Origin of the sequence: Eudoraea algarum, assembly GCF_050589645.1 — a bacterium.
Lineage (GTDB): Bacteria > Bacteroidota > Bacteroidia > Flavobacteriales > Flavobacteriaceae > JBNGOQ01.
The window spans coordinates 711,326-733,729 of sequence record NZ_JBNGOQ010000003.1 but is presented as its reverse complement, the minus strand read 5'-3'; the positions used below and the strand labels follow the sequence as shown (position 1 = coordinate 733,729).

Sequence of the window (22,404 nt, the reverse complement as noted above, 5' to 3'; positions counted from 1 at the left end):
ACGTTTTTAAAGCACAAATCTGTACTGCTCCTTTACCGAATATCTTCGCTTGTTGTTCCATATTGCATGGGTCTTAAAACCTTCGGTTTGAAACTTTACTACGTTTTGTTGTTGATTTCTTTTAATTGTTTTCATGATGTTGATTTTAAATGGTTCATATTATGTTGCATATACAACATTAATTTCAAATTTTTTTATGTCAAGTTTTTTTCCAATTTTTCGATAGGGTCCATGCCACCATCACCCAAAAGTTCCATAAGACGGTCCATAGCCTTTTCCCACTTGGGAATCAACTGTACCACTAGTTGGTTACCTTCTGCTGTGAGTTCCACATGGGGTCTGTAGTCATCAGTTTTACCTACCAAGCCCTTCCTTTCCAGAATCTTGATGTTTCTGCTCACGGTAGAACGTTCCAAACAGAGCACCTCTCCTAGCTTTCCCTGTTCTACCCTACCCAATTCGTGCATAGTAAAGAGAATGGTCATTTGGTTCTCCGTTACCCCGGAATCGGTCAGGCCTCCCCTAATATAGCCATCCGCTATTCGCGACAACTTTCGTAAACGGGATCCTATACACTGTTCCAAACGATACTTCATACAGCAAAGATAATACTATATGTTGCATATACAACCTTATTAACACTTAATTAACTTCCGATTCTTCGTATTGTTCCATTTCGAGGGTCGTGCCAGACAGCGCCCGAAATGTTATCCTGGATGTATTTGTCTATCGCAACCAAAAGTTTTTTACCAAACGTTTGGTTACTTAAAAAATTATTTATAAGTTTGATCAGTTACTTAAAAAAAAATCGTTTGAGACCAAAGAAAATTGAGGACAAGAAATTAATATTAAATCTAATGTCTGTATTGCGAAAAAAGGGATACGAAGGTTCTAGCTTGAATCAATTGGCCGAAGCCGCCGATTTGAACAAAGCGAGCCTGTACCATCGATTTCCAGGGGGTAAGAAGGAAATTACCGATGCGGTGCTTGACTTTGCAGATGAGTGGGTTAAAGACCATATCTACAAGCTGGTAGCCGATAGTTCGGTTCCTCCCCAGGACAGATTGCAAGAAGCCCTTAAGATCATTAGTGAAGATCTGTATGACAATGGCCATGAAATGTGCCTTCTAAGGGCACTGTCCATGGATGCCGGACAAGGTTTGTTTGAAAAAAAGATTAAGGGGAGCATGACTACATGGATTGATGCCTTTACCCTATTAGGGGTAGATTTTGGGTATAGCAAGGAGGAAGCTGGCCAAAAGGCGGTCCGGGTATTGGTGCATATTCAGGGCGGATTGGTGGTTTCCGAAAGCTTGGGTTCCGTGGAGCCCTTTAAAGCTGTACTAAAGGCTATTGAACAACTGTATCAGGAATCTTAAAAAAATTTGAAAAGAAAAGTAACCAAACGTTTGGTAAATAACTTGGGGAACAACATACAAAAAGTAAGCTTATGAAAGATCTAAAGCTAGAAGATTATAAGGCGATAAGAGAAACTGTCCAACTGTATATTGCAGGCGGCAGATCCGGGGAATCAGAACTTATGAAGAAAGCATTTCATGAAGATGCCACCATCTTCGGTTGGATGTACCCCAATGCCGACGACCTGACAGAAAAAACGGAGGTGGCAGGGCCCATTCAGTTGTTGTTTGATTTTGTCCACGATATAGGTCCAGCGAAAAACTTGGAAGGGGAATTTGTTCGTATAGATGTCGTTGGTACCTCGGCCAACGTGAGACTCGAGCTATATGATTGGCAGGGCACACGTTATACGGATACTCTGAACCTGATAAAAAAAGGGACCCAATGGCTCATTGTGGGTAAAATATTCAACCAACTGGTATGAACCATATGGCTAAAAAAAATTTAAAAAAGTTAGTTACCAAACGTTTGGTAAGTTTAAAAATATGCGCAAAAACTTCCTGCCTAGGGGGATAATGTCTAATTAAAAGGGACTATATGGGGAAAGGACCAGCAAATTGAAAAATCGTATTGCCGCTAACAGAGCGGCCAAAGATACTATGGAAATGCACCGCTCAAATTAGAAACGTTCGACTTGCGGTAGCAAAACCAAAATTGATTCAAAAAAAATATTAAAAACAATTACAATGAAAACTTTAAAAGCAATTTTAATAGCACTAACGGTCACCTTGACCACCTCTGTAGCCTTGGCGCAGGACAAAAAAGCAAATAACATTGACAATAGCAATATTGCCCTAAGCGGTTATAGTCCGGTATCCTATTTGGATTTGGGCCTAGCCCAAAAAGGGGACAAACAGTTCAAATCGGAACATAACAAGGTCATTTATTACTTCACCTCGGCAAAACAAAAGTCGGTTTTTGATGAAAATCCGCAAAAATACCTCCCGCAGTATGGTGGGTTCTGTGCTTTTGGTGTGTATGCCGGGGCCAAATTCCGAGTGGATCCCAACAAGTTCATCGTAAAAAATGGGAAATACTATCTGTTTTTGTACAATCTTGAATTGGATGCACAACAACTCTGGTTGGCCGAAAACAATCACAACGGACTGGTAACCACCGCAGATAAAAACTGGAAAAAACTCGTTGCTACCTATAATTAGGAGGAACACTACTCCGCCTACCTGCGGTGGGCGGTGTTTCAGGGTATCCTTTAGGAATTACCTATTGATATCAAAATCTAACACACATAAAAAAACAAACACCAATGAAAACACAATTTTTAAAATCACTGCCCACACTGTGTATAATCATGATAGCCAGCAGCGTGGTTGCTCAATTACCGGATCCCGGATTTGAAATAGACGGCACAACCGCAATGGTGATTACAGATCCCCAGAACGATTTTCTAAGTCCCAAGGGGGCAACTTGGGGAGTTGTAGGAGAAAGCGTGGTGCAAAACAATACTGTAGCCAACATCGAAACCCTGTTTAAGTTAGCAGAGGAGCATGGAATACCCGTTTTTATCTCACCGCATTACTATTATGAACATGACCATACCTGGAAATTCGAAGGGGCTCTGGAAAAGGTGATGCATGATATACATATGTTTGATCGCGGCGACCAATTGTCCCTTGATGGTTTTGAAGGTTCAGGTGCAGATTGGTTAGAGCCTTACAAAAAGTATATGGATAAGGATTTTGTCACCGTTGTGGGACCGCACAAAGTTTTCGGACCGGAGCAAAATGACCTAAGCCTGCAACTTAGAAAACAAAGGGTGGATAAGGTCATCCTGGCGGGTATGTCGGGGAATTTATGTGTAGAAGCACATTTAAGGGAATTATTGGAGGATGGATTTGAGATATCCGTAGTGGGAGATGCTACAGCCTCTGCCATAGTTCCAGGTTATAATGGTGACACAGCAGCACAAACGAATTTCAGATTTCTTGCAAGCCATGTGTATACCACGGAAGAGTTAAAAAACGAATTGAACAAATAATTATCAAAAATGAAAACAATAGCAATTAAATCAATCATCGGTGCACTTCTTTTTGTACTGGGTTCCTTTGTTCTCTATTCTTTAAATTCTACTGAAGAACTAGAAAGTCCAAATGAAAAAGAAGATAAAGCACATCCCACCACCTATAAGACCATTGAAGTGAATGGCGTGGATATTTTCTATCGAGAAGCAGGTGACGCTACAAATCCCACCATCCTTTTATTGCACGGGTATCCTACTTCGTCCCATATGTTCAGGAACCTGATTCCCGAACTGTCACAGGAGTACCATGTCCTTGCACCCGATTATCCCGGTTATGGGAGAAGTGAACAGCCTGCAATGGCCAATTTCAAGTATTCCTTTCATAATATGTCACGGATTGTTGAAGGTTTTTTGAAGGCGAAACAGGTCAACAGGTATAGCATCTATCTTATGGATTACGGTGCCCCCATAGGGTTCCGTATCGCGGCAAAATACCCAGAACGTGTAGCCTCGCTGATCATTCAGAACGGGAATGCCTATGATGAGGGTCTGCGCGACTTTTGGATTCCGATAAAGAAGTATTGGGCAGATTGTACCCTTGAAAACGGCAAAGCACTGGAAGGGTTCCATTCGCCCCAAGGTCTTAAATGGCAGTATACCCATGGAGTACAGGACAGCACCAGGATAAGTCCTGATAACTGGCATTTGGACCTCCAGCATTTAACACGACCCGAAAATAACGACATTCAATTGGCCATGTTCTACGACTATCGTACCAATGTGCCGTTGTACCCTAAATGGCAGCAATACTTTAGGGAATACCAGCCGCCCACGCTTATCGTTTGGGGAAAGAACGATTATATCTTCCCCGCTGATGGGGCCTATCCGTACAAACGGGATTTGAAGAATTTGGATTTCAACATCCTGGACACCGGTCATTTTGCCCTTGAGGAAAAAGGAGATGAAATAGCAGAGCATATTTTGAGATTTTTAAAGAAGCATGACATCAAATGATGTTTAACAAGGGTCAACGGGAGTTGTTATACCATGAAATGAACTCCCCTTGGCCTTTACTCCCTACCAAAGCGTACTTGTTGAGAGCCAAAATGGAACCTAAATGGGGCAACCCAATTGTGTTTTGACAAACAACTATGGTGGGATTCAGTTAGTGATCAAATCATATAACATTTTACTCATGAAAATCAGATATAACATTCAGGCATCACTATTCGCCGCGGCCTTATTTATGACCCATAGTGCGCCAGCACAAAATTTGAAGGACAATCCAAAACTTATGAATAAACACATAAACAGCTCATTACAAACATTTTCCATACCTGATGGGGAAACCTTTGATGGTACCTGGCCTTTTAAGGCTAACTACAGCGAAGCCCCAGGCTTCCGCATGCATTATATTGATGAGGGGGAGGGAGAAGTTATCCTAGCCCTTCATGGAGAGCCTACTTGGGGGTACCTGTTTCGGCACCTCATCGGGGCCCTTTCTCCAAAATACAGGGTCATCGTTCCCGATCATATGGGTTTTGGAAAAAGCGAGACACCCCAAGAGAGAAAGTATCTGTTGCAAGACCATATTGACAATTTGGAGCAGTTGGTGCTGGACCTGGATTTGAGAGACATCACTCTGGTCATGCACGACTTTGGTGGTCCCATGGGCATGGGCCTGGCCATCCGTCATCCAGACCGTATCAAACGTATCATAAGTACCAATGGCCCCACCCCACTTGGGCAAGCTGGCCTTGGCGATGCGCTTATGAAAAACGGGGCCACTTCGCCCTGGTTCAGTTGGATTTTTAAGGCCTTTAAACAAGGTACCTTGGAACAGGTCCTAGGGCAGTTAGACTACAATATGCTGAGTACGCTTAAGCTCAATGGCTTTGAAAACAACAACTTGATCACCCCAACCTGGTTATACGCATACAGCGCTCATTTCAAATCCCCGGAATACACCTTGGGAGCCATAGGATGGGCAAAAGGTTTTGCGGAAGGAACACATAAATTTGAAGCTGTGAACACGGCCACTGCCGAAAAACTCTCCAAAAAACCCGCGCTGGCCATTTGGGGCATGGCCGATCAAACGCTGCAAGCAGCGCATTTTCTTCCCCTGTTCCGCGAGGCCTTTCCCGAAGGTAGGATTCACCGCCTGCCAGAAGTGGGTCACTATAGCCTTGAGGATGCTCCTGAAGAAATTGCAATTCAAATCGAAGCGTTTCTTGAAAAATCATAAATCAACACATTATAATGAAATAGGGAACATGAAAGGAAGAATTATAAAGACATTTCCTAGTTCATTGATCGGATGTTATCGAATAGCACTCGGAATTATTTTCACGCTCGTAGGATGCCTTAAATTAACGTTGGAAACCATTCAACATGCATGGTGCATCCAATTGACAGAAATTAAGATTCCGTATTGTATTTTATTCTTTTGGATGATACCTTTATTGGAAATCCTTGCGGGAACTGCTTTAATTTTGGGGTTTTTATCCAGGGTTGCGGCTTTGGTGGTCTTGCCCATTTTAGCAATGGCCTTTTATGCATACCTCAATGTTAGCAATCCCGAGGCGTTCCTCGCCCAACCCTACGAGGCTTATTTGCCTTCAATAACGATTATGTTGGCTACAACAATTTTCATTTATGGAGGAGGAAGTTGGAGCATGGACCTAAGAATGTTTATAAAAAAATGAGCCAACAAGGCCTGTTATGGATGTTATGGCCCAGCAAAACATGAATTTTTAAACAAAGAAGCAATGCAGCAGCTAACGAAGTACATGGAAATTTGTGAAACCCTTGCACGCAACGCTGCTTCCAAGGGAAACAGTGCTGTCGGAAGTCTGGTGGTGTTAAATAATGAAATTGTGGCGAAAGCGGAAGAAGCAGTAGCTACCAAGGAAGACGTGAGTTGCCATGCCGAAATGGAAGCAATCCGCAAGGCCCGGAAACGGATCGGCAAGGACATGTCCGGTGCAATACTCGTAACCAACAAAGAGCCCTGCGTAATGTGCAGTTATGCCATTCGGTACCACAAAATAAGCAAAGTGGTCTATCAGGAACGCTCCGGTAGCCTGGGTGGGGCAAACAGTAGTTTTAATCTGCTCACTTCCCTTGAAGTGCCTTCGGGATGGGACCCTCCAGTTATTTGTGTTGAACTAAAAACATTAAAATAAAACAGTATGAACTATTCAAAATTGGCTTTTACAGATGCCATTAAAGAAATCCAGGAGAAAGAAGGAAGCAGGGAGGCTTATGAACAAATGGAGCAAATGATATTGCCCGACGGCCTTTCCTATAGGGAAATGAGTTTTATCAAGGAACGTGACAGCTTTTATGTCGCCTCCTATGGTGAAAACGGGTTTCCCTATATACAGCACCGCGGAGGCCCTAAAGGCTTCCTAAAATTCATTGACACCAAAACCTTGGGTTTTCTGGATTTCCGTGGGAACAAGCAATACATCACTACTGGCAATGTTAAAACGCACATCAAGGTATCCCTGTTCCTAATGGATTACCTCAACCGGACACGACTCAAAATCTATGCGGAGGCAGAAGTAGTTTCGCTAACGGAACGACCCGACTTATTGGAAATGCTGCAGTTGGAAGGATATAAATACAAGGCAGAACGGATCTTTTTGTTCCATGTAAAGGCATTTGACTGGAACTGTCCGCAACATATTACACCTAGATATACCGTGGAGGATATCTCAAAACTGGCCAAAGAGCGGGAAGATTACATAGAACATCTAAAAGGGGAAATCAAATCCTTAAAACAAAAACTGGAAAATTGTGGTCCGGATTCCGGCCTCGTGAATTAATGAATAACATAAAGATTTATCGGCCACAATTTTAGACCTATGGCTAAAAATCGATTGAAATTAAAAAATCAACATCCGTTTATAATGCGCTACCAGTTAGCGTAGCTCAATTGCATTAAAATCATAGGTACTTTTGGGCGATTCCAAAACAAAGGAATCCTTAAAGGAAACATGTTCACCAAGAATATCCAATAGCTAATCATAGTAGTTCACGACCACCCCGTGGCTGTCGCGATCTATGGCAAAATACCCAATGGCCACGCGCCGACTCCTTTCCTCCATCATTGCTTGATAGTGTCCCCCTTCAGGGCCTTCCTGATAAAAAAGTTTGGGAACCCACCAAATGGATTTTTCTACCGTGCCATCGGAATCATCTCCGCCCCGGCCCCCTCCTGCCGCTCCCTGGGACCTCCATTCGCAACCGTCACTCCAATGAAAAGTTCCGTTCTGCACGGCCAAACGCGCCTCACGTGCGGCGCACAATTCATATTCAATGGCCCGTACGTATGGGGGCAATCCATGCTTTGCACGGTATTCGTTAATCTGATTGACAGCGTATTCCCCTACGTCCACATAGCCACAGTAGGGATCGTCAGACATGGGCTGCATTACACCCTCGGCACATAAGGCCTCGGGGTTTCCCTCACCATCCGGGGACTGTCCTACAAGTGAGGTGGTCAGCCTTTGTTCTACTTCGGCATCGTCTATTCCCAAATCGATCATGGGTCCATGTGGATCTTCGTCCGATTTTGAACAGGCCAATTGCAAAAAAGTACAGCAGATTAAAACAAACGGAATGGGAATTCCGAACTTGGGGCTTCGTTTTTTCATTTTTAGTGTATTGTAGGTTCAAGGATTATATAACGTTTTTTTTGACCTTAAATTGCGAAATATAGGCGGTGGTTTTTTAACCCCTAGCCAATTTTTCCCTGAGCCCTACCGGAAGGTTGGGTTTACCAACTACCCGGAGCAAATCATTATAGCCTTGAGAATGCTCTTGAAGAAATTGTAATTCAAATAGAAGCGTTCTTAAAAGCTAAAAACCCCGCTTTTGAGCGAAAGGCCCATTTTCGGGGTTTAAAAAACATCGGAAGGCTCTTATTCAACGTTAAATCGGCGCTCCCGACGCAGCCTCGGTAGTCAAACTGACTACATCCTAATGTAAGATGAATGCCGTACGATATCCGTCCCGTGCCTCGGCATAGGCAAAAACGGTACTGCCGCCGGTATAATTGGAGGAGTCATATTCATATTGCCCATTGCAACTTTCCGCAAAGGCGTAGTAATACCCAATGGTACCCGAGGTAACGCTTTGGGTGGCGGTCTGTCCACAGGGTTTGCTCTGATTTGAATCGCTTTGGCCCGGAGCCGCAATGGATACCCTGTTCGTGGAACTTCTTGCGGTCGCGTTCGAAACCTTAAAATTGGCATTCATGTAATTGGTGATGTAGTCCGATGCCGTTTCATTGGCCGATTTTCTTTGCTCTGCCCAAGCCATGACTTTGGCGATTTCCAATTGGGATATCTGTCCGCCATCCAAGGTAATAATACGGGCAATAATCTGGTGAAACTCGCCTTCGGCCAATGGGGCTTCCGTGGAAGTCTGTGCTTCTAGAACGGGCGATTCCTCCTCGGTACATGCCCAAAGGGCCATAAGGGCAAAAACTGCCAAAAATGTTCTCTTCAATGCTAAAAATGTTTGTTTTTTCATCATGGTATATTTTGAAGGGTTAATCAAATAAGTAATTCATAGTATTGGCTTGAACTATTGTTCAGACCATCACAATGCTCTATGTACTAAGCTATTAAAAAAAACGAGTGTATAGGAAAAATCCTACTTCACAAAAGTACATCAGTAAAACAAGCTCCTGATAATCCCCATTTTTATTGCATTTTTTGGCACATTATCGCTGAAGTCTCCAAAATTCCAAAGCCACTGTTGTAGTAATGATGTGGTGGCCGACCAAAAAGCTAGCTTAGGTTATGGAATAAAGTGGAAAAAGACATCACATTTAGGTTTTTGAGATTACGTTATCGAACGCGTTTACCTTTGAGGTCTATGTAAAACGTTTTATTCTTATAGGTCACGCGTGCCTTGATTCTATGTTTGCCATAGCTTTCTTTTTCAAAGTTAGAAGCGTTTTGGTATTGAAAGGGCAAGATGGCCTCGCCATTTTTATTTATAAAACCCCATTTCCCGTCTTTTTTTACGGCAGCTGCGTCCACATCTTCAAACGGTTTGTTCCCTATACCTATCTTTACATCATCGTAAATAGGCTTAATGATTATATTTCCCTTCATATCCACTACCCCTTTCTTTTCCTTTTCAACAAAAAGGAGGTATACGGATTTGGACGTATTGCTACCTATATTGAACAACTCCACAGCCTCATATTGAGGTTCTATGACCATTTCGTTTTTATCATTGACAACTCCCCAAAAACCATTGCTCTTTATCGGGATAAACATTCTCGCTCCCTGGGGAATTACATAATAGCTGTATCCCTGATCTGCTGGAGAAGTGGTAATCATTTCATTCTTGCCTACTTCGTCATACATGGGCGGAACTATTTCATTTCCAGCCCTATCAATTGCCCCTACCTTGTTATCTATATAAACCTTTGCGTAACTAACGCCGCCGAAGGAGTATTCAAAGGTGTCCATGCGATCGTAAGACCGTTGCGATTTGAAATCATCCGTGATGTAATGCTCATCACTCTTTTCCAAAGGGGCAAAGCCCTTCTCGGTTTTCACACGGCCTCGAAGGCCTTTATGAATGGCAAAAAAACCACTCCCCACCCATCCGGAACAACTGACGGAATCATATTCAAAAGGTACTCTCGTCTCCCCTTTGTTGTTTATATAACCCCCTTTGCCATCCACTTTTGCGGCTATAAGGTCAGACATCTCGCAAGCCTCAATATACTGAAACTTAACGGGCACTATGGGTTGTCCATTAATGTCAACATAACCCTGTTTTCCGTCTTTTTCAACTTTGGCCATGCTCAATTCAGGTTTTCCGACATACCTATTTGAGTTACTGTTAACGTCTATTGTCCAAGCTGCCCAAGCATATCGGTCCGAAAAGCGCGAAATATTATCGTATATCCCGGGGAGTATCGTTTTGCCCTGTTGTCCAAAATCGACCAATCCCCATTTATCACCTTTCTTTACCCGGACAGGCATATCCCGTTGCCCCAAAATAGCATCGTATTCAAATTTCGAATGATGCTTCCCACTTGGGTCAATAAAAGCCCATTTACCACCAAGTTTTTCCAGAAAGTAACCGTTTAAGAGCTTGGTTTCCTCATATTGAAAATCCACGGCAACTTCATTATTGGTTGTAATGAATCCCCATAGTCCTCCTTTTTTTGCTGGGATATAGGTAGTGGAGTATCCCGGTAAAGAGTCATAAACAGCAGGAATAGCTTCCCGTCCCTGTTCGTCTATAAAACCGTACTTCCCATTCTTTTCAACAAGAGCCAAACCCTGCCAAAAATTACCGATATAATCGTATTTCACATAAAACTTCTCACGTGGATCCTTTTCTTTTTTTAAATTAATAATCCTGGTGGTATTCCTTTTTTTGGCATGCGCCTCATTACCCAATAGAAGAATACTTTCGAAGCGTAATCCGATAACTAGGTTACCCTTCGAATTAACCACTCCGTAGCGCCAACCTATTCCATCTGTGGAATATGAGGTATATCTAGTACCTGTTGAATAGTTTGTGTAACCGCCTCCGGTGGGTGCAGTTACAGTTTTGTATTTACCTACAACCCTATAGCCTTCGCTATTGGGTGCCCCTATATAGGAAAACCTTTTTGAAAGTGAGGATTGAGGGTAAACCATAAGCAGGCCAAAAAAGAAAAACAGCAAGGCAGTACATAAAGTTTTCATAACGCAATTTTTTAATACTATGCTAAAGCTAAATGTTTTTTTATCAGCTTCTTAGCACGTGTGTTGCATTATGTAACACTAAGAGTGCACCGTATTGAAAAAGGACAAATTGTTCTTTTGGAAAAGGCTTCTGCCAAAAAAATTTCAGAATAATGAACCTAAAAGACACTTTGGAGTTAGCGATACCTGACGGGACGAGGATAGCTACAAAGGATTTAAATCAATAAAATGAGCATACCATAGTACCGACTTTTCATATCATTCGTTCACTACATTCATCAAATACCTGGATTTACACTCATTGACAGATATGCGGTTTGTCTAAACCAGATTACTGATAAGCACCTTTCCCGATACAATTTTATTGTTGATATCCACGCCATTAAAATTCCCTATTACTCCGCTTCCTTTTTCAATGAAGTCGAGCGCATTGATATATATGGATGTTTTTTGCAAATGGAACATTCCGGATACCGAGAAATCAAGATGTAGGATTTGGCCTTTGTTCAGTACAGAGACCCGATCGTCCTCGATGATTATGGAATCGTTTAGACTAACAATATTGTAATGGTACTTTTCTATTTTTAGGTTTAACCCATAGGTGTTTTCCCCAATGGTGAATTCAAAGAAATAATTTCCGGAAGACCCCATCAATACCTGGGCGAACGGACTCTTTTTGGAAAACATCAACGGGTTTTTCCTTATGTTACTTTCAACGACCAATCTCACCTTATTGAGTTCCTGACAGATGATAGGGTCAAATGATTTGTTGTTCACTTCTTCCTCGACCTCCGCCTTGGAGCTGTATTTTTTCAAGATCATTTTTCCGGCGATGGCCCTATCGTATTTATCAAATCCCGAATAGGTTCCTATGAGGTAATGCCGTTCGTTGGGCGACGATTTTCCAATAAAAAAGATAAATTTTGCACCCTCACTTTTTTTATTTCCCACATAATACTTGGTGTCAAAATGTGCAAAGTCCTCACTTTGACTAATGGTCCCGTAAAATGTATATACCCCCTTATCCCCATTCTCATCCACGTACACGTATACCATTTCAATCGTTTTCCACTCATTATAAATAATGATCTGGCCCTTGTTCATTTTGTTGTCCTCGCCGAAATAATAACACACATAGTAGTAATCGCTCAAACTACCGCCCTGGTTCAATAATTCCAATTGCTTATTTCGCTGCTTGATGGTAAACAGGTCACTACCGATAAACTCGGTGATGTTCTTATATCCCAAATAATTAAAAAAGAGCGACTTGTATTCCCGGCTGATCTTAATGAGGGGTTTACCAGAGGAGGCTTCCCGATGTTTGTTATAAAGATATTTCCCATTCACATACCCCCGTAGTACAAGTTCAAGGTCATTCTTCAAGCTGGGTTTTTCCGGATCGTAGTTTCCAAAACCATACAACTGGGAATCTTTATACTTTTCGCCGATGTTGTGCGACTTCTTAAAATGAGCTATAACGTTGTACAACAATACGTTAAATACCTGTTTGGTCAACAAAAGGGTTTCATTGTCATCGCCTTTTAAAATATTTTCCATTAGATTCCAGAATATTAGTTAGGAATTACAAAAATAAAATAAATTATTTGGAAGATGTTTTTAGGAAAATAACCCTCAATATATTTAACCAACTAATTTTTAATCAAATAAGGCATGTTTAGAAAAATCGTATTCCTTGTAATCTTTCTCCCATTTTTCTGCCACTCCCAACATATAGAGATAAGCGGCAAGGTAGAAGCCGCTGATGGACCTTTGCTTGGTGTTTCCGTTATTGAAAAAGGAACCACCAATGGAACAACAACGGATTTTAAGGGTAATTATGCCATAAATGTAAGGAACGGGGCTACCATTGTCTTTTCCTTCCTGGGGTATAAAACCGAGGAAATCACTGCTGATAGCAACATTTTGAATGTCACCATGCAGGAAGATGCTTCCCAACTCGACGAGGTTGTGGTGCAGGGCTTCGATGGTGTGGTGGGGCGCGCAAGACGTAGGGCAGAATCGGTACAGTCCATACCCGAATCGGTCGTAACATTCACGGCCAAGGCCATCGAAACCAAGGGTATCAACAACATTCAGACTTTTGCCGATCAGATACCAAATGTAAACTTCACCAACTCCCAGAACATTGGTAACAACTTTATTACGGTAAGGGGCATTTCACATATTAGAAACGGTGAATCGCCCATTGCCTTTGTCATTGACGGTGTCACCTTGCCCGACCCCAACTTGATCAACCAGGAATTGTTCGATTTGGCACTTATAGAGGTGGTCAAAGGACCCCAAGGCGCCTTATATGGTCGAAACGCCATTGCCGGAGCGATCAACATAGTCACCAATGAACCCACCAATACCCCGAGAAATAAAATTGAGATGGGTTATGCCAATGGAAACCTGTTCAAGGCACAATTGTCCTCGACCGGTCCGCTTATCAAGGACAAACTGTTCTATCGTATATCGGGAACGTACAAGGAAGGCGATGGCCTGTTGGATAACACCACTTTGGGCACCTCCCCAGATTTTATCGAAGATCTATCCATACGCGCACAATTGAAAGCCAATTTATCTTCCAAAACATCCGCTACTTTAACGGCCCAATTGATCGATGCCGAGGCCGGGGCCGTATATTATGCCGTGCCAACCAACGGAAGTGCCAATATTTCCCCGGATGACTTTGACAATCTGGCCATTCAGGCCGACCAGTTGGGTGTTTCTACCCTGGATGCCTTTTATGGCAACCTTAAGCTGAATTTCAATCTAAATGATGTTACGCTTACCTCCTCCTCTACCTACAACAAAGGGGATAGGAACCATGTAGGCGATTTGGATTTTACTCCGGCCGATGTGCTACGTCAAATACAGGACAGCAATACGGAGACGATCAATCAGGAAATTCGCCTGAGTTCGGCAAACAATCCGGATAGCAAGGTAACTTGGGATGTAGGGGCATTCTACCAAAAATTGGACAAGCTTTTGGTCACTGATGCCACGGCCGATTTTGGATTCTTTGCGCCCCCATTTCAGCCATCCGGCACACAGTCAAGACTGGCCATTTCGGATTTTACCAACACCTACTCTACCCTTGCCGCTTTTGGTTTTCTAGATGTCAAGGTTTCGGATCGATTTACCATATCCGCCGGGCTTCGTTTTGACAACGACGATATTGAGCAGGACAACAGGACCCTGGGCATCAAACCCACTAAAACGGATTCCCAATTGCAGCCCAAACTGTCCCTGGCGTTTAACGCTACCGATCATATGTTGATGTATGCAAACTATGGGAGGGGCTACAGAGCAGGGGGGTTTAATCAGGACAACACGGTACGTTTTAATTCCGAATACAACGCGGAGATTACCAATAACTATGAGGTGGGCATTAAAAACAGCTATTGGAACGATCGGTTTATCCTGAACATTTCGGGTTATTACATCGATTTTAAGGACCAGCAACTGTACGCCTTGCTGCTCGATGGTGGGGCCGGTAATATTCTTATCGGAAATTTCAATGTTCCCAATAGCGAGTCTGTAGGTTTTGAAGCGGATCTGAAATTAAGAACTTCAAAATATTTGGACATTCTAGCGAGTTACGGTGTCAGCAAATCCAGGATCATTGAAGGGACATCGACAGTGAGTACCGGTGCCAACGAACAAATAGACGTTTCCGAGAGGAATACCCCCTTGATACCCCAGGACAGTTATAGTTTTGCCCTGGAATCCAGTTTTGACATCTCAAAAAAGATCTCCTTTAGCGGCAACATCAATCTAGAGGGTACCGGAAAAATTTATTGGCACGAAGACAATGCCGCATCATCTTCCGGTTATAGTTTGCTCAACGCCCGGCTAGGATTTACGTTCGATAAGTTTTCCGTAAATCTTTGGGGGACCAACATCACGGATACCGAATATATTACAGAATTTTTTGCGCAGACCTTTTCCAATGGCGGTTCCGATTTGGCATGGCTGGGTCAACCAGCAGCCTATGGGGCGGGTGTAACATACAGGTTCTGATTTTACCAGAAATGTTTCATCACAATTTGAATTAGTTTAAGTGTATTGAGGTGAATGTCAAGCCACTAAAAACACCATTAGTGGCTTTTTTTAACCAAATTATATAAATCATGTTATGAGAGTCGCAACAGACATCGGCGGGACTTTTACAGACCTTGTATGCCTGGAATTTGATCGCAAAACAGGGAAACCCACAGGGGTAAAAGTAGCAAAAGCGGACACCACGCCTGCCAACTTTGAGCAGGGAATATTGGACACGATCAACAAGGGAAAGGTAGACCTAAAGGAAATTGGGTTTTTCGCCCATGGCACCACAGTGGTAATCAACGCCCTTACCGAACGTAAGGGGGCAAAAACCGCATTGATTACCACAAAGGGGTTTAGGGACGTCCTGGAAATTGCACGCTGCAACAGGCCCGATCTGTTCAACTTCAATTTTGTGAAACAACCCCCTTTTGTGCCGCGTTTTCTAAGGTTCGAGGTAGAGGAACGCATAAATTACAAAGGTGAGGTCATCAAAGCGCTCAATACAGCGACCCTAAAGGCCATTCTAAAAACCTGCAAAGAAGAAAATGTAGCGTCCATCGCCGTTTGCCTTTTACATGCTTATAAAAATCCAAAGCACGAAATCCAGCTCCTTCAAGAATTGTCCAAGTTGACCAACAAGATTGAAATAATTGCATCGCACCAGGTAACCCGGGAATGGCGTGAATACGAACGTACAAGTTCCAGTGTATTGTCTGGCTATGTACTGCCCATCGCCAAAAAATACCTGAACAAGCTTGAAGAAAAGCTGAAGGCCAAAGGTTTGCAGGATGCGCCCTATATCATGCAATCCAATGGCGGGATTACCACCCTAAACGATGTAAAATCCAACCCTATCACCATGGTGGAATCCGGCCCCGCCAGTGGTGTTTTTGGAGCCATCGCCCTGGGAAAGGTTATTGGTAAAAAAGATTTGATCGTGCTGGATATAGGTGGTACAACGGCCAAATGTGCCTTGATAGAAAATGGCCAGGTAAAAATCACCACCAACTATAAAATAGAACACTCTAGAACGGAAGCGGGCTATCCCATTCAAACCCCGGTAATCGATATTGTTGAAATTGGCAATGGTGGGGGAAGTATTGCCTGGATAGATGAAGGGGGTAAAATGCACGTTGGTCCTAAAAGTGCCGGGGCCATGCCCGGACCGGCAGCCTACGGTCGTGGAGGAAAAAACCTGACCACCACGGATGCCAATATCATTACTGGGCGTATACATCCCGATTATTTTCTGGGAGGCGAGTTACCACCAGATCATGCCAGCATAGCCGAGGCCTCCAAACCCTTGTGCAAAACATTGAACGGCTCAAAGGAAGCCATAGCCAAAGGTATTCTTCGTATCGCCAATGCCAATATGATAAACGCCTTAAAACTTATTTCGGTAAACAAGGGCCATGATCCGAGGGATTTTACCATGGTGGTCATTGGCGGCGGCGGAGCCATGCACGGCGCAGACTTGGCGAGAGAGCTTCAAGTGTCGGAATTGATCGTTCCACCCCATGCCGGGGTGTTTTCGGCCTTTGGAATGCTCATGTCCGACATCAGGAGGGATTATATCAGAACTAACGTCTTAACCCTTGTCCGCCAGCAAAAGGATACCATAGCCGCTACGTTTTCTGAAATGCAAAAGGAAGCCATTTCAAATTTTAAAGCGGATAACTACAAAGAGGAAGACATAAAATTCACCTACTATGCCGATTTGCGCTATGCAGGCCAGGAACATTATGTAAAGGTGCTGCTTACGCATTTTTCACGGCTAACCGCCTTGGAGGACATCATTGCGCACTTTCATGAAGAACACGAAAAGCACTATTCATTTCGGTTGGAAGCTCCTGTGGAACTGGTCAATTTTCATTTGGTGGCAGAAGTAGCGGTAGAAAAGCCGGATTTTCCAAAAATGGACGCTTCGGGCAGAACCGTAGCCGAAGCCATTTTTGATCAGAGGGAAGTTGATTTTGATGATTTGGGAAAACACGATACCCCTTTTTACAGAAGGGAACTGTTAGCGCCAAATATGATGTTGCACGGCCCGGCCGTCATAGCAGAAACAGCCACTACAACAGTGGTTACTCCACTACATGAGGTACGGGTTGATGCGTACGGGAACCTCATTCTAACCCTTCAAAAAACAGCCTAATGGAAAAGTTCACCTTGGAAATAATACAAGATACCCTGGTTGCTGCAGGAGATGAGATGTTTCAAACCCTACAGCGCACCAGTATGAGTCCCATTATCTATGAATCCCTGGATTACGCTGTTGGCATTACCGATGCAAAAGGGGAACTATTGGCCCAGGGCAACGGGGTGACCGCTTTTCTTGCGGCTTTGGATTCCGTGGTAAGGGCTACTTTGGAAAAGTTCAATGGAAAAAATGCCCTGGAGGAGGGCGATGTTGTGATTGCCAATACCCCCTATGCCGGTGGGGGCACCCACCTATCGGACGTCTCCGTAATCTATCCCATTTTCTATAAAAAAGAACTCATTGCATTTACCGTTAACAAAGCGCATTGGACAGAACTGGGCGGAACCTTTCCGGGTTCGGTCTCTACCGTAGCCACGGAGATTTATCAGGAAGGTTTGCACTTTCCGTTTGTCAAGGTAAAATCCAAGGGAAAAATCAACGAGGCCATTGTGGATTTGATCAAGGCCAACGTTAGGTTGCCCGACAGTACGCTTGGCGACTTATTTGCGGGTATTGCAGCGGCGGGCGTAGGGGCTAAACGCGTGATTGCCATAATTGAAAAATACGGCTTGGAAACCTTTAAAAAGGCCAAGGAAGATTTTCTGGATTATGGGGAACGAATGTGTATTGAAGCCTTAAAGGAAATTCCAAACGGCGTTTACGAGGGCACCACGGAAATTGAGGACAACGGTTTTGGCGAAGGTCCTTTTCCCATCAAAGCAAAAATTACCATCACGGATACGGAATTCATCGCAGATTTTAACGGCTCGCACCCCCAGGTCAAAGGGGCGACCAATCTGGCCTTTAGCGGTTTGGTCACTGGTTGCAGAAGCCTTTTCAAAGCCATTACCACGCCCCGTATGGATGCGAATGGCGGTGCCTTTAGACCCATGAAAGTGCTTTGCGAAGCCGGCACCATTGTCAGTGCCGAGGCACCTTCGGCGGTATCGGTCTATTATGAGGTGTTGATTACCGCCATAGATCTCATCTGGAAAATCCTGGCCCCATTGATTCCGGACAAATTGCCCGCCGGACATTTACGCTCGGTCTGTGCCACCTTCATCTCGGGCATGCACCCGGACACCGATCAGTTTTACATACAGGCCGAACCCTTGGCCGGAGGCTGGGGAGCATCGGCCACCCATGATGGGAACCGGGGGCAACTTTCATGCGGCAGCGGGGAATCCTACAACATTCCGATAGAAATACGGGAAATGCGCTACGGTATACAAGTAGAACAGTACGCCTTTCACAATGAAGGGGGCGGTTATGGGGAATTCCAGGGCGGGAACGGTCAATATGTGGACTATAAAATTGTTTCGGACGGTGCGCGTGTAACCGCGGCTTTTCTAGGTGAAAAAACCAAGACCTGGGGCATGAAGGGAGGACATGACGGGTCTTACAATTATTTTATGATCATTCGTAAGGATGGTACCAGGGAAAGACATAGCCTAGGCACGAATATCTTCCTTGAAAAAGGCGATGTCGTACGATGTGTTACCGCTACGGGCGGGGGTTACGGCAATCCCAACAAGCGCCCAAAGGAGCAGGTGTTATTGGACCTAAAAAATGGGTATATCACCAAAAAGGAAGCCAAAGAATTTTATCATATTTAAAATGAAAGACACGCTGAAAATCATGTATTTGAACCCGATCGGCTTTGAGGCCTACGACGCTTTTTTTGCCGGTATGATCAAGGAAAACAAGTTCCCGAACACCGAAGTGCACGTAACATCCCTGCATCCTTCTGTAGGTCAAATGGACAATCTGGAATACAGGACCTATAACGCCCTTATCGCTTCTGATTTGATCAAAGCGACCCGGCAGGCGGCAAAGGAAGGTTTTGATGCATTGATCATTGGTTGCTTTTACGACCCGCACCTATTGGATGCAAGGGAGATTTCTGGTGATATGATCGTCGTAGCCCCATGTCAATCCTCCATAGAGATTGCCTTAAAACTGTCCAACAGGTTTTCGGTCATCATTGGCCAAAAAAAATGGGAACACGAAATGCAGACCACCATAAAGGAGTACGGTTATGGGGAACATTTGGCCTCCTTTAGGGATGTGAATATGAACGTCTGCGAATTTCAAAAAGACCATGACGTAACCGCCAACAATTTATTCGAAGCCGCCCAAAAAGCCGTAGAGGAGGACTTTGCCGAGTCCATTATTTTAGGATGTACCTGCGAATTCGGTTTCTATCAGCACATACAGAAAAAACTAAAAGTACCGGTCATAGATCCCTCTTTGGCCGCCCTTAAACAGGCAGAACAAGCGGCGATGTTAAAAAACAAGTACGACTGGAAACCCTCTCGCAAGTGGAGCTGTGAGCCCCCTTCGGAAACGGATATCGAACAATTTGGCCTGTTTTCGGAGGCCTATCAATTTGGGAATAGAATTATTGTAGCCTAATGGAAATAAAAAAGATTGCCTACCCTTTGCAGGAGGACCATTACAACAAAACCTTGTTCCATGTCAAAAATGGGCCAACCGAATTTCAATTCGGTACCGTGTTTTTGCGCAAAGGAACCCGTATCCCGGAAAAAGGAGTTACAAGGCACCCGAGTCATGAAATCTCAATCATCCAAAAAGGGAAAATAGAAATGCTGTGTGAAGACGGTTCGATCAAAGGATACCTGCAAACAGGGGATGTGGTCTATATCAAAGCATTTGAGGCACAGGCGGGTAATATCCTAGAGGACACCAGCATCATCTATACATTGATCACAGCTCATGGAAAATAATCAAAACACCACCAAATGGTTTAGTCTCGCTGGCGTATGGTTCGGCGGTATCGTAAGTGTACCGGCCCTCTTGATAGGAAGTACCTTGATCACAGCCCTTAGTTTCAACAGTGCGCTTTGGGCAGGATTGATCGGGTTCAGCTTTGTCGTATTTTTTATGTCATTGCTGAGTATTGCCGCTGTGGTAAAAAGAAAGGCCACGGTTGCGCTGGCGTCCAGTAGTTTTGGGGAAAATGGCGCAAAATTAATCGTAGGTCTTGTTATAGGCCTATCTACTTTGGGTTGGTTTGGCATTCAAAGCAACATTGCCGGTGCTTCTTTTTCCAAGATTCTGGTAGACATGAACGGCCTGGATGTTCCTGTTTGGGCTTCCTCCGTTTTTTGGGGCATCATCATGGTGCTTACCGCGGTCTTTGGGTTTAAATACCTGAAATGGCTCAATTACATCGCAGTACCAGCCATTGTTTTATTGTTGATATACGGCCTTGTTATTACCTTTAAAACCCACAGCTTTCAAGAGGTACTGAACTTTACGCCTACAACCAGAATGCCCTTTTTACAGGCTATTGGTCTTACCATCGGATTTATTTCCGTAGGCGGGGTGATTTCGCCCGATTACAATCGCTTTGCACATACAAAAAGAGATGCGGTTTTGGGTTCCATTTTCGGGATTATACCCTCGGCGCTCTGTTTACTGGCTATTGGAGCCATTTTAGCCATCACACAGGGCACCTATGATATCGTTGAAATATTTTCGTCCCTGGGATTTCCTTTCTTTGCCATGTCTATCCTTATCCTGGCCACATGGACTTCCAATGTGATGAATATCTATTCCTCGGGCTTGGCGTTTAACAAGCTGTTCCAATTGGACGATGCCTCCCGGTCCAGAACAACCTTGGCAGTTGGACTGGTGGGGATACTGTTGGCCGCTATTGGCATCCTTTCCCATTTTATGGGCTTTATTACCCTCTTGACCATTACGATTACGCCCATCGCAGGGGTGATGATCTCCGATTACTACCTGGCAAAAACCTATCAGGAAAAACCAAAAAAAGTAAATTGGATAGGTATCATTTCATGGTTCCTTGGGGTAATGGTCATGCTGCTGATGACTTCACAGCTCAAAAATATCTTGGGAATTGTGGTGGCTGCGTTCATCTATTACGTACTTCAAAAACGCTCAAACAAGCATGCGAAAAATCGATAAAAATGACATAGAGTATATTGCTATGGGCTCAACCGTCCTGGGAACCGGTGGCGGGGGCGATCCCTATATCGGAAAGCTTTTGGCCAAAGAAGCCATTAATACATACGGTACGGTTTCATTGGTAACGGCAGAAGAACTGAACGATGATGCATTGGTAGTACCGATCGCGGCCTTTGGTGCGCCCATGATCCTCGTGGAAAAGTTATTCTCTGGGAATGAGTTCATCAGAGCTTTCGAAATGATGGAAAGTTACCTGGGAAGAAAAATCGACGCGGTGATGCCCGCGGAGGCGGGAGGGCTCAATGGGGTTATTCCCATATCCATCGCAGCTCAAAAACAAATTCCGTTAGTAGATGCAGATGGTATGGGCCGGGCATTCCCCCGTCTTGAAATGGTAACTTTTACCTTGCACGGCATTCCGGTTTCCCCGATTACCCAAGCCGATGAAAAAGGGAATAGAAATGTCTATCACACCATAGACAATACTTGGGGCGAAACACTGGTGGGTGCCACGACCATTCAGATGGGTGGCAGTTGCGCTATTGGGTGTTATCCGATGAGCGGGGCACAGGTAAAGAAAGCTGCCGTGCACGGTATCATTTCCTACGCCCAAGCGCTAGGAGAGTCCATTTTAGATGCCAAGGGGAAAAATCAAAACCCTCTGGATTCCTTGGTGGAAGCAGCAACGGCCATCAAACTGTTTACGGGCAAAATAAGCAATGTTACCATTAAAACCGAAGGTCGATGGAACAAGGGTATCTGCGAGATTATGGGGCTGGATGAAAATCAGGGATCCCTTATGTTGCTCGACTTTCAAAATGAATTTTTAATGGCAAAAAAAGATGGCCAGCCCGTCGCGATTACCCCGGACCTGATCGTGCTCATAGATGCTGAAAATGCACAGCCCATTACCGCCGAAACCATTCAATATGGTACTCGCGTAGTGGTTTTGGGCATGAAAGCGGATAAACAATGGCGCACATCCCAGGGTATTGAATTGGGAGGGCCAAAAAAATTTGGTTATCCAGAAAAATACGTGCCGCTCGAAGAATTAAATAAAAGATACTAAG

General features: G+C 44.0%; 22 protein-coding genes. 16 read left to right on the top strand and 6 right to left on the bottom strand.

The annotated features are described in order from the left end of the window. Window positions 1-6: 6 nt before the first annotated feature. The gene (locus tag ACRD67_RS14080) at window positions 7-135 is read right to left on the bottom strand and encodes a hypothetical protein (protein WP_430967844.1); all 129 of its coding nucleotides are present in this window, start codon (window positions 133-135) and stop codon (window positions 7-9) included. Between the two features lie 59 nt (window positions 136-194). Continuing rightward, entirely contained in the window at window positions 195-596 is a 402-nt protein-coding gene (locus tag ACRD67_RS14075) for a MarR family winged helix-turn-helix transcriptional regulator (RefSeq protein WP_430967843.1), read from the bottom strand. 216 nt (window positions 597-812) lie between these two features. Here ACRD67_RS14075 and ACRD67_RS14070 point away from each other — a divergent pair, with 216 nt between their 5' ends. The 9 genes from ACRD67_RS14070 to ACRD67_RS14030 all read left to right on the top strand — a co-directional run bounded on the left by ACRD67_RS14070 (window position 813) and on the right by ACRD67_RS14030 (window position 7,227). Then, window positions 813-1,379: a TetR/AcrR family transcriptional regulator gene (locus tag ACRD67_RS14070; RefSeq protein WP_430967842.1), complete on the top strand. Its 567-nt coding sequence runs from the start codon at window positions 813-815 to the stop codon at window positions 1,377-1,379. Between the two features lie 71 nt (window positions 1,380-1,450). Further along, entirely contained in the window at window positions 1,451-1,843 is a 393-nt protein-coding gene (locus ACRD67_RS14065) for a nuclear transport factor 2 family protein (RefSeq protein WP_430967841.1), read from the top strand. A gap of 262 nt (window positions 1,844-2,105) precedes the next feature. Continuing rightward, entirely contained in the window at window positions 2,106-2,579 is a 474-nt protein-coding gene (locus ACRD67_RS14060) for a YHS domain-containing (seleno)protein (RefSeq protein WP_430967840.1), read from the top strand. 104 nt (window positions 2,580-2,683) lie between these two features. After that, complete coding sequence (locus ACRD67_RS14055) at window positions 2,684-3,415, top strand: isochorismatase family protein (RefSeq protein WP_430967839.1); 732 nt, start codon at window positions 2,684-2,686, stop codon at window positions 3,413-3,415. Window positions 3,416-3,424: 9 nt separating this feature from the next. Further along, window positions 3,425-4,411, top strand: a complete 987-nt coding sequence (locus ACRD67_RS14050) for an alpha/beta fold hydrolase (RefSeq protein WP_430967838.1) — start codon at window positions 3,425-3,427, stop codon at window positions 4,409-4,411. 280 nt (window positions 4,412-4,691) lie between these two features. Beyond that, window positions 4,692-5,642, top strand: a complete 951-nt coding sequence (locus ACRD67_RS14045; protein WP_430967837.1) for an alpha/beta fold hydrolase — start codon at window positions 4,692-4,694, stop codon at window positions 5,640-5,642. Continuing rightward, the gene (locus ACRD67_RS14040) at window positions 5,629-6,102 is read left to right on the top strand and encodes a DoxX family protein (RefSeq protein WP_430967836.1); all 474 of its coding nucleotides are present in this window, start codon (window positions 5,629-5,631) and stop codon (window positions 6,100-6,102) included. The genes ACRD67_RS14045 and ACRD67_RS14040 overlap by 14 nt, the downstream gene beginning before the upstream one ends. A gap of 63 nt (window positions 6,103-6,165) precedes the next feature. Beyond that, window positions 6,166-6,582 (top strand): nucleoside deaminase, encoded by a 417-nt coding sequence (locus ACRD67_RS14035; RefSeq protein ID WP_430967835.1) that lies wholly within the window; start codon window positions 6,166-6,168, stop codon window positions 6,580-6,582. 6 nt (window positions 6,583-6,588) lie between these two features. Further along, the gene (locus ACRD67_RS14030; RefSeq protein WP_430967834.1) at window positions 6,589-7,227 is read left to right on the top strand and encodes a pyridoxamine 5'-phosphate oxidase family protein; all 639 of its coding nucleotides are present in this window, start codon (window positions 6,589-6,591) and stop codon (window positions 7,225-7,227) included. Window positions 7,228-7,422: 195 nt separating this feature from the next. Here ACRD67_RS14030 and ACRD67_RS14025 read toward each other — a convergent pair whose 3' ends face one another. The 4 genes from ACRD67_RS14025 to ACRD67_RS14010 form a co-directional block, all read right to left on the bottom strand. Then, window positions 7,423-8,058 carry a CAP domain-containing protein gene (locus ACRD67_RS14025; protein WP_430967833.1) on the bottom strand — a complete coding sequence of 212 codons (636 nt, stop codon included), beginning with the start codon at window positions 8,056-8,058 and terminating at the stop codon, window positions 7,423-7,425. 325 nt (window positions 8,059-8,383) lie between these two features. After that, window positions 8,384-8,914: a hypothetical protein gene (locus tag ACRD67_RS14020; protein WP_430967832.1), complete on the bottom strand. Its 531-nt coding sequence runs from the start codon at window positions 8,912-8,914 to the stop codon at window positions 8,384-8,386. A gap of 344 nt (window positions 8,915-9,258) precedes the next feature. Continuing rightward, window positions 9,259-11,127, bottom strand: coding sequence for a WG repeat-containing protein (locus ACRD67_RS14015; RefSeq protein WP_430967831.1), 1,869 nt, complete (start codon window positions 11,125-11,127; stop codon window positions 9,259-9,261). 321 nt (window positions 11,128-11,448) lie between these two features. Further along, entirely contained in the window at window positions 11,449-12,684 is a 1,236-nt protein-coding gene (locus tag ACRD67_RS14010) for a hypothetical protein (RefSeq protein ID WP_430967830.1), read from the bottom strand. Window positions 12,685-12,798: 114 nt separating this feature from the next. Here ACRD67_RS14010 and ACRD67_RS14005 point away from each other — a divergent pair, with 114 nt between their 5' ends. The 7 genes from ACRD67_RS14005 to ACRD67_RS13975 all read left to right on the top strand — a co-directional run bounded on the left by ACRD67_RS14005 (window position 12,799) and on the right by ACRD67_RS13975 (window position 22,403). After that, window positions 12,799-15,153 (top strand): TonB-dependent receptor, encoded by a 2,355-nt coding sequence (locus ACRD67_RS14005; protein ID WP_430967829.1) that lies wholly within the window; start codon window positions 12,799-12,801, stop codon window positions 15,151-15,153. A 115-nt stretch (window positions 15,154-15,268) separates the two neighbouring features. Next, entirely contained in the window at window positions 15,269-17,335 is a 2,067-nt protein-coding gene (locus tag ACRD67_RS14000; protein ID WP_430967828.1) for a hydantoinase/oxoprolinase family protein, read from the top strand. Further along, window positions 17,335-18,996: a hydantoinase B/oxoprolinase family protein gene (locus tag ACRD67_RS13995; protein WP_430967827.1), complete on the top strand. Its 1,662-nt coding sequence runs from the start codon at window positions 17,335-17,337 to the stop codon at window positions 18,994-18,996. The genes ACRD67_RS14000 and ACRD67_RS13995 overlap by 1 nt, the downstream gene beginning before the upstream one ends. Before the next feature lies 1 nt (window position 18,997). Further along, on the top strand, window positions 18,998-19,795 hold the full coding sequence (locus tag ACRD67_RS13990) for an aspartate/glutamate racemase family protein (RefSeq protein WP_430967826.1): 798 nt from the start codon (window positions 18,998-19,000) through the stop codon (window positions 19,793-19,795). Next, a complete protein-coding gene (locus ACRD67_RS13985; RefSeq protein ID WP_430967825.1) occupies window positions 19,795-20,127 on the top strand; it encodes a hypothetical protein in 333 nt (110 codons plus the stop codon). Before ACRD67_RS13990 ends, ACRD67_RS13985 begins: the two co-directional genes overlap by 1 nt. Further along, entirely contained in the window at window positions 20,117-21,334 is a 1,218-nt protein-coding gene (locus tag ACRD67_RS13980) for a cytosine permease (RefSeq protein ID WP_430967824.1), read from the top strand. The genes ACRD67_RS13985 and ACRD67_RS13980 overlap by 11 nt, the downstream gene beginning before the upstream one ends. After that, entirely contained in the window at window positions 21,318-22,403 is a 1,086-nt protein-coding gene (locus ACRD67_RS13975) for an S-methyl thiohydantoin desulfurase family protein (RefSeq protein ID WP_430967823.1), read from the top strand. Before ACRD67_RS13980 ends, ACRD67_RS13975 begins: the two co-directional genes overlap by 17 nt. The last annotated feature ends 1 nt before the right edge of the window (window position 22,404 follow it).

Bases quoted from the DNA above. Each gene is read 5' to 3' on its own strand.
- ACRD67_RS14080 (WP_430967844.1), bottom strand. From the start codon at position 135: ATGAAAACAATTAAAAGAAATCAACAACAAAACGTAGTAAAGTTTCAA.
- ACRD67_RS14075 (WP_430967843.1), bottom strand. From the start codon at position 596: ATGAAGTATCGTTTGGAACAGTGTATAGGATCCCGTTTACGAAAGTTG.
- ACRD67_RS14065 (WP_430967841.1), top strand. From the start codon at position 1,451: ATGAAAGATCTAAAGCTAGAAGATTATAAGGCGATAAGAGAAACTGTC.
- ACRD67_RS14060 (WP_430967840.1), top strand. From the start codon at position 2,106: ATGAAAACTTTAAAAGCAATTTTAATAGCACTAACGGTCACCTTGACC.
- ACRD67_RS14055 (WP_430967839.1), top strand. From the start codon at position 2,684: ATGAAAACACAATTTTTAAAATCACTGCCCACACTGTGTATAATCATG.
- ACRD67_RS14050 (WP_430967838.1), top strand. From the start codon at position 3,425: ATGAAAACAATAGCAATTAAATCAATCATCGGTGCACTTCTTTTTGTA.
- ACRD67_RS14045 (WP_430967837.1), top strand. From the start codon at position 4,692: ATGAATAAACACATAAACAGCTCATTACAAACATTTTCCATACCTGAT.
- ACRD67_RS14035 (WP_430967835.1), top strand. From the start codon at position 6,166: ATGCAGCAGCTAACGAAGTACATGGAAATTTGTGAAACCCTTGCACGC.
- ACRD67_RS14030 (WP_430967834.1), top strand. From the start codon at position 6,589: ATGAACTATTCAAAATTGGCTTTTACAGATGCCATTAAAGAAATCCAG.
- ACRD67_RS14025 (WP_430967833.1), bottom strand. From the start codon at position 8,058: ATGAAAAAACGAAGCCCCAAGTTCGGAATTCCCATTCCGTTTGTTTTA.
- ACRD67_RS14015 (WP_430967831.1), bottom strand. From the start codon at position 11,127: ATGAAAACTTTATGTACTGCCTTGCTGTTTTTCTTTTTTGGCCTGCTT.
- ACRD67_RS14010 (WP_430967830.1), bottom strand. From the start codon at position 12,684: ATGGAAAATATTTTAAAAGGCGATGACAATGAAACCCTTTTGTTGACC.
- ACRD67_RS14005 (WP_430967829.1), top strand. From the start codon at position 12,799: ATGTTTAGAAAAATCGTATTCCTTGTAATCTTTCTCCCATTTTTCTGC.
- ACRD67_RS14000 (WP_430967828.1), top strand. From the start codon at position 15,269: ATGAGAGTCGCAACAGACATCGGCGGGACTTTTACAGACCTTGTATGC.
- ACRD67_RS13995 (WP_430967827.1), top strand. From the start codon at position 17,335: ATGGAAAAGTTCACCTTGGAAATAATACAAGATACCCTGGTTGCTGCA.
- ACRD67_RS13990 (WP_430967826.1), top strand. From the start codon at position 18,998: ATGAAAGACACGCTGAAAATCATGTATTTGAACCCGATCGGCTTTGAG.
- ACRD67_RS13985 (WP_430967825.1), top strand. From the start codon at position 19,795: ATGGAAATAAAAAAGATTGCCTACCCTTTGCAGGAGGACCATTACAAC.
- ACRD67_RS13980 (WP_430967824.1), top strand. From the start codon at position 20,117: ATGGAAAATAATCAAAACACCACCAAATGGTTTAGTCTCGCTGGCGTA.
- ACRD67_RS13975 (WP_430967823.1), top strand. From the start codon at position 21,318: ATGCGAAAAATCGATAAAAATGACATAGAGTATATTGCTATGGGCTCA.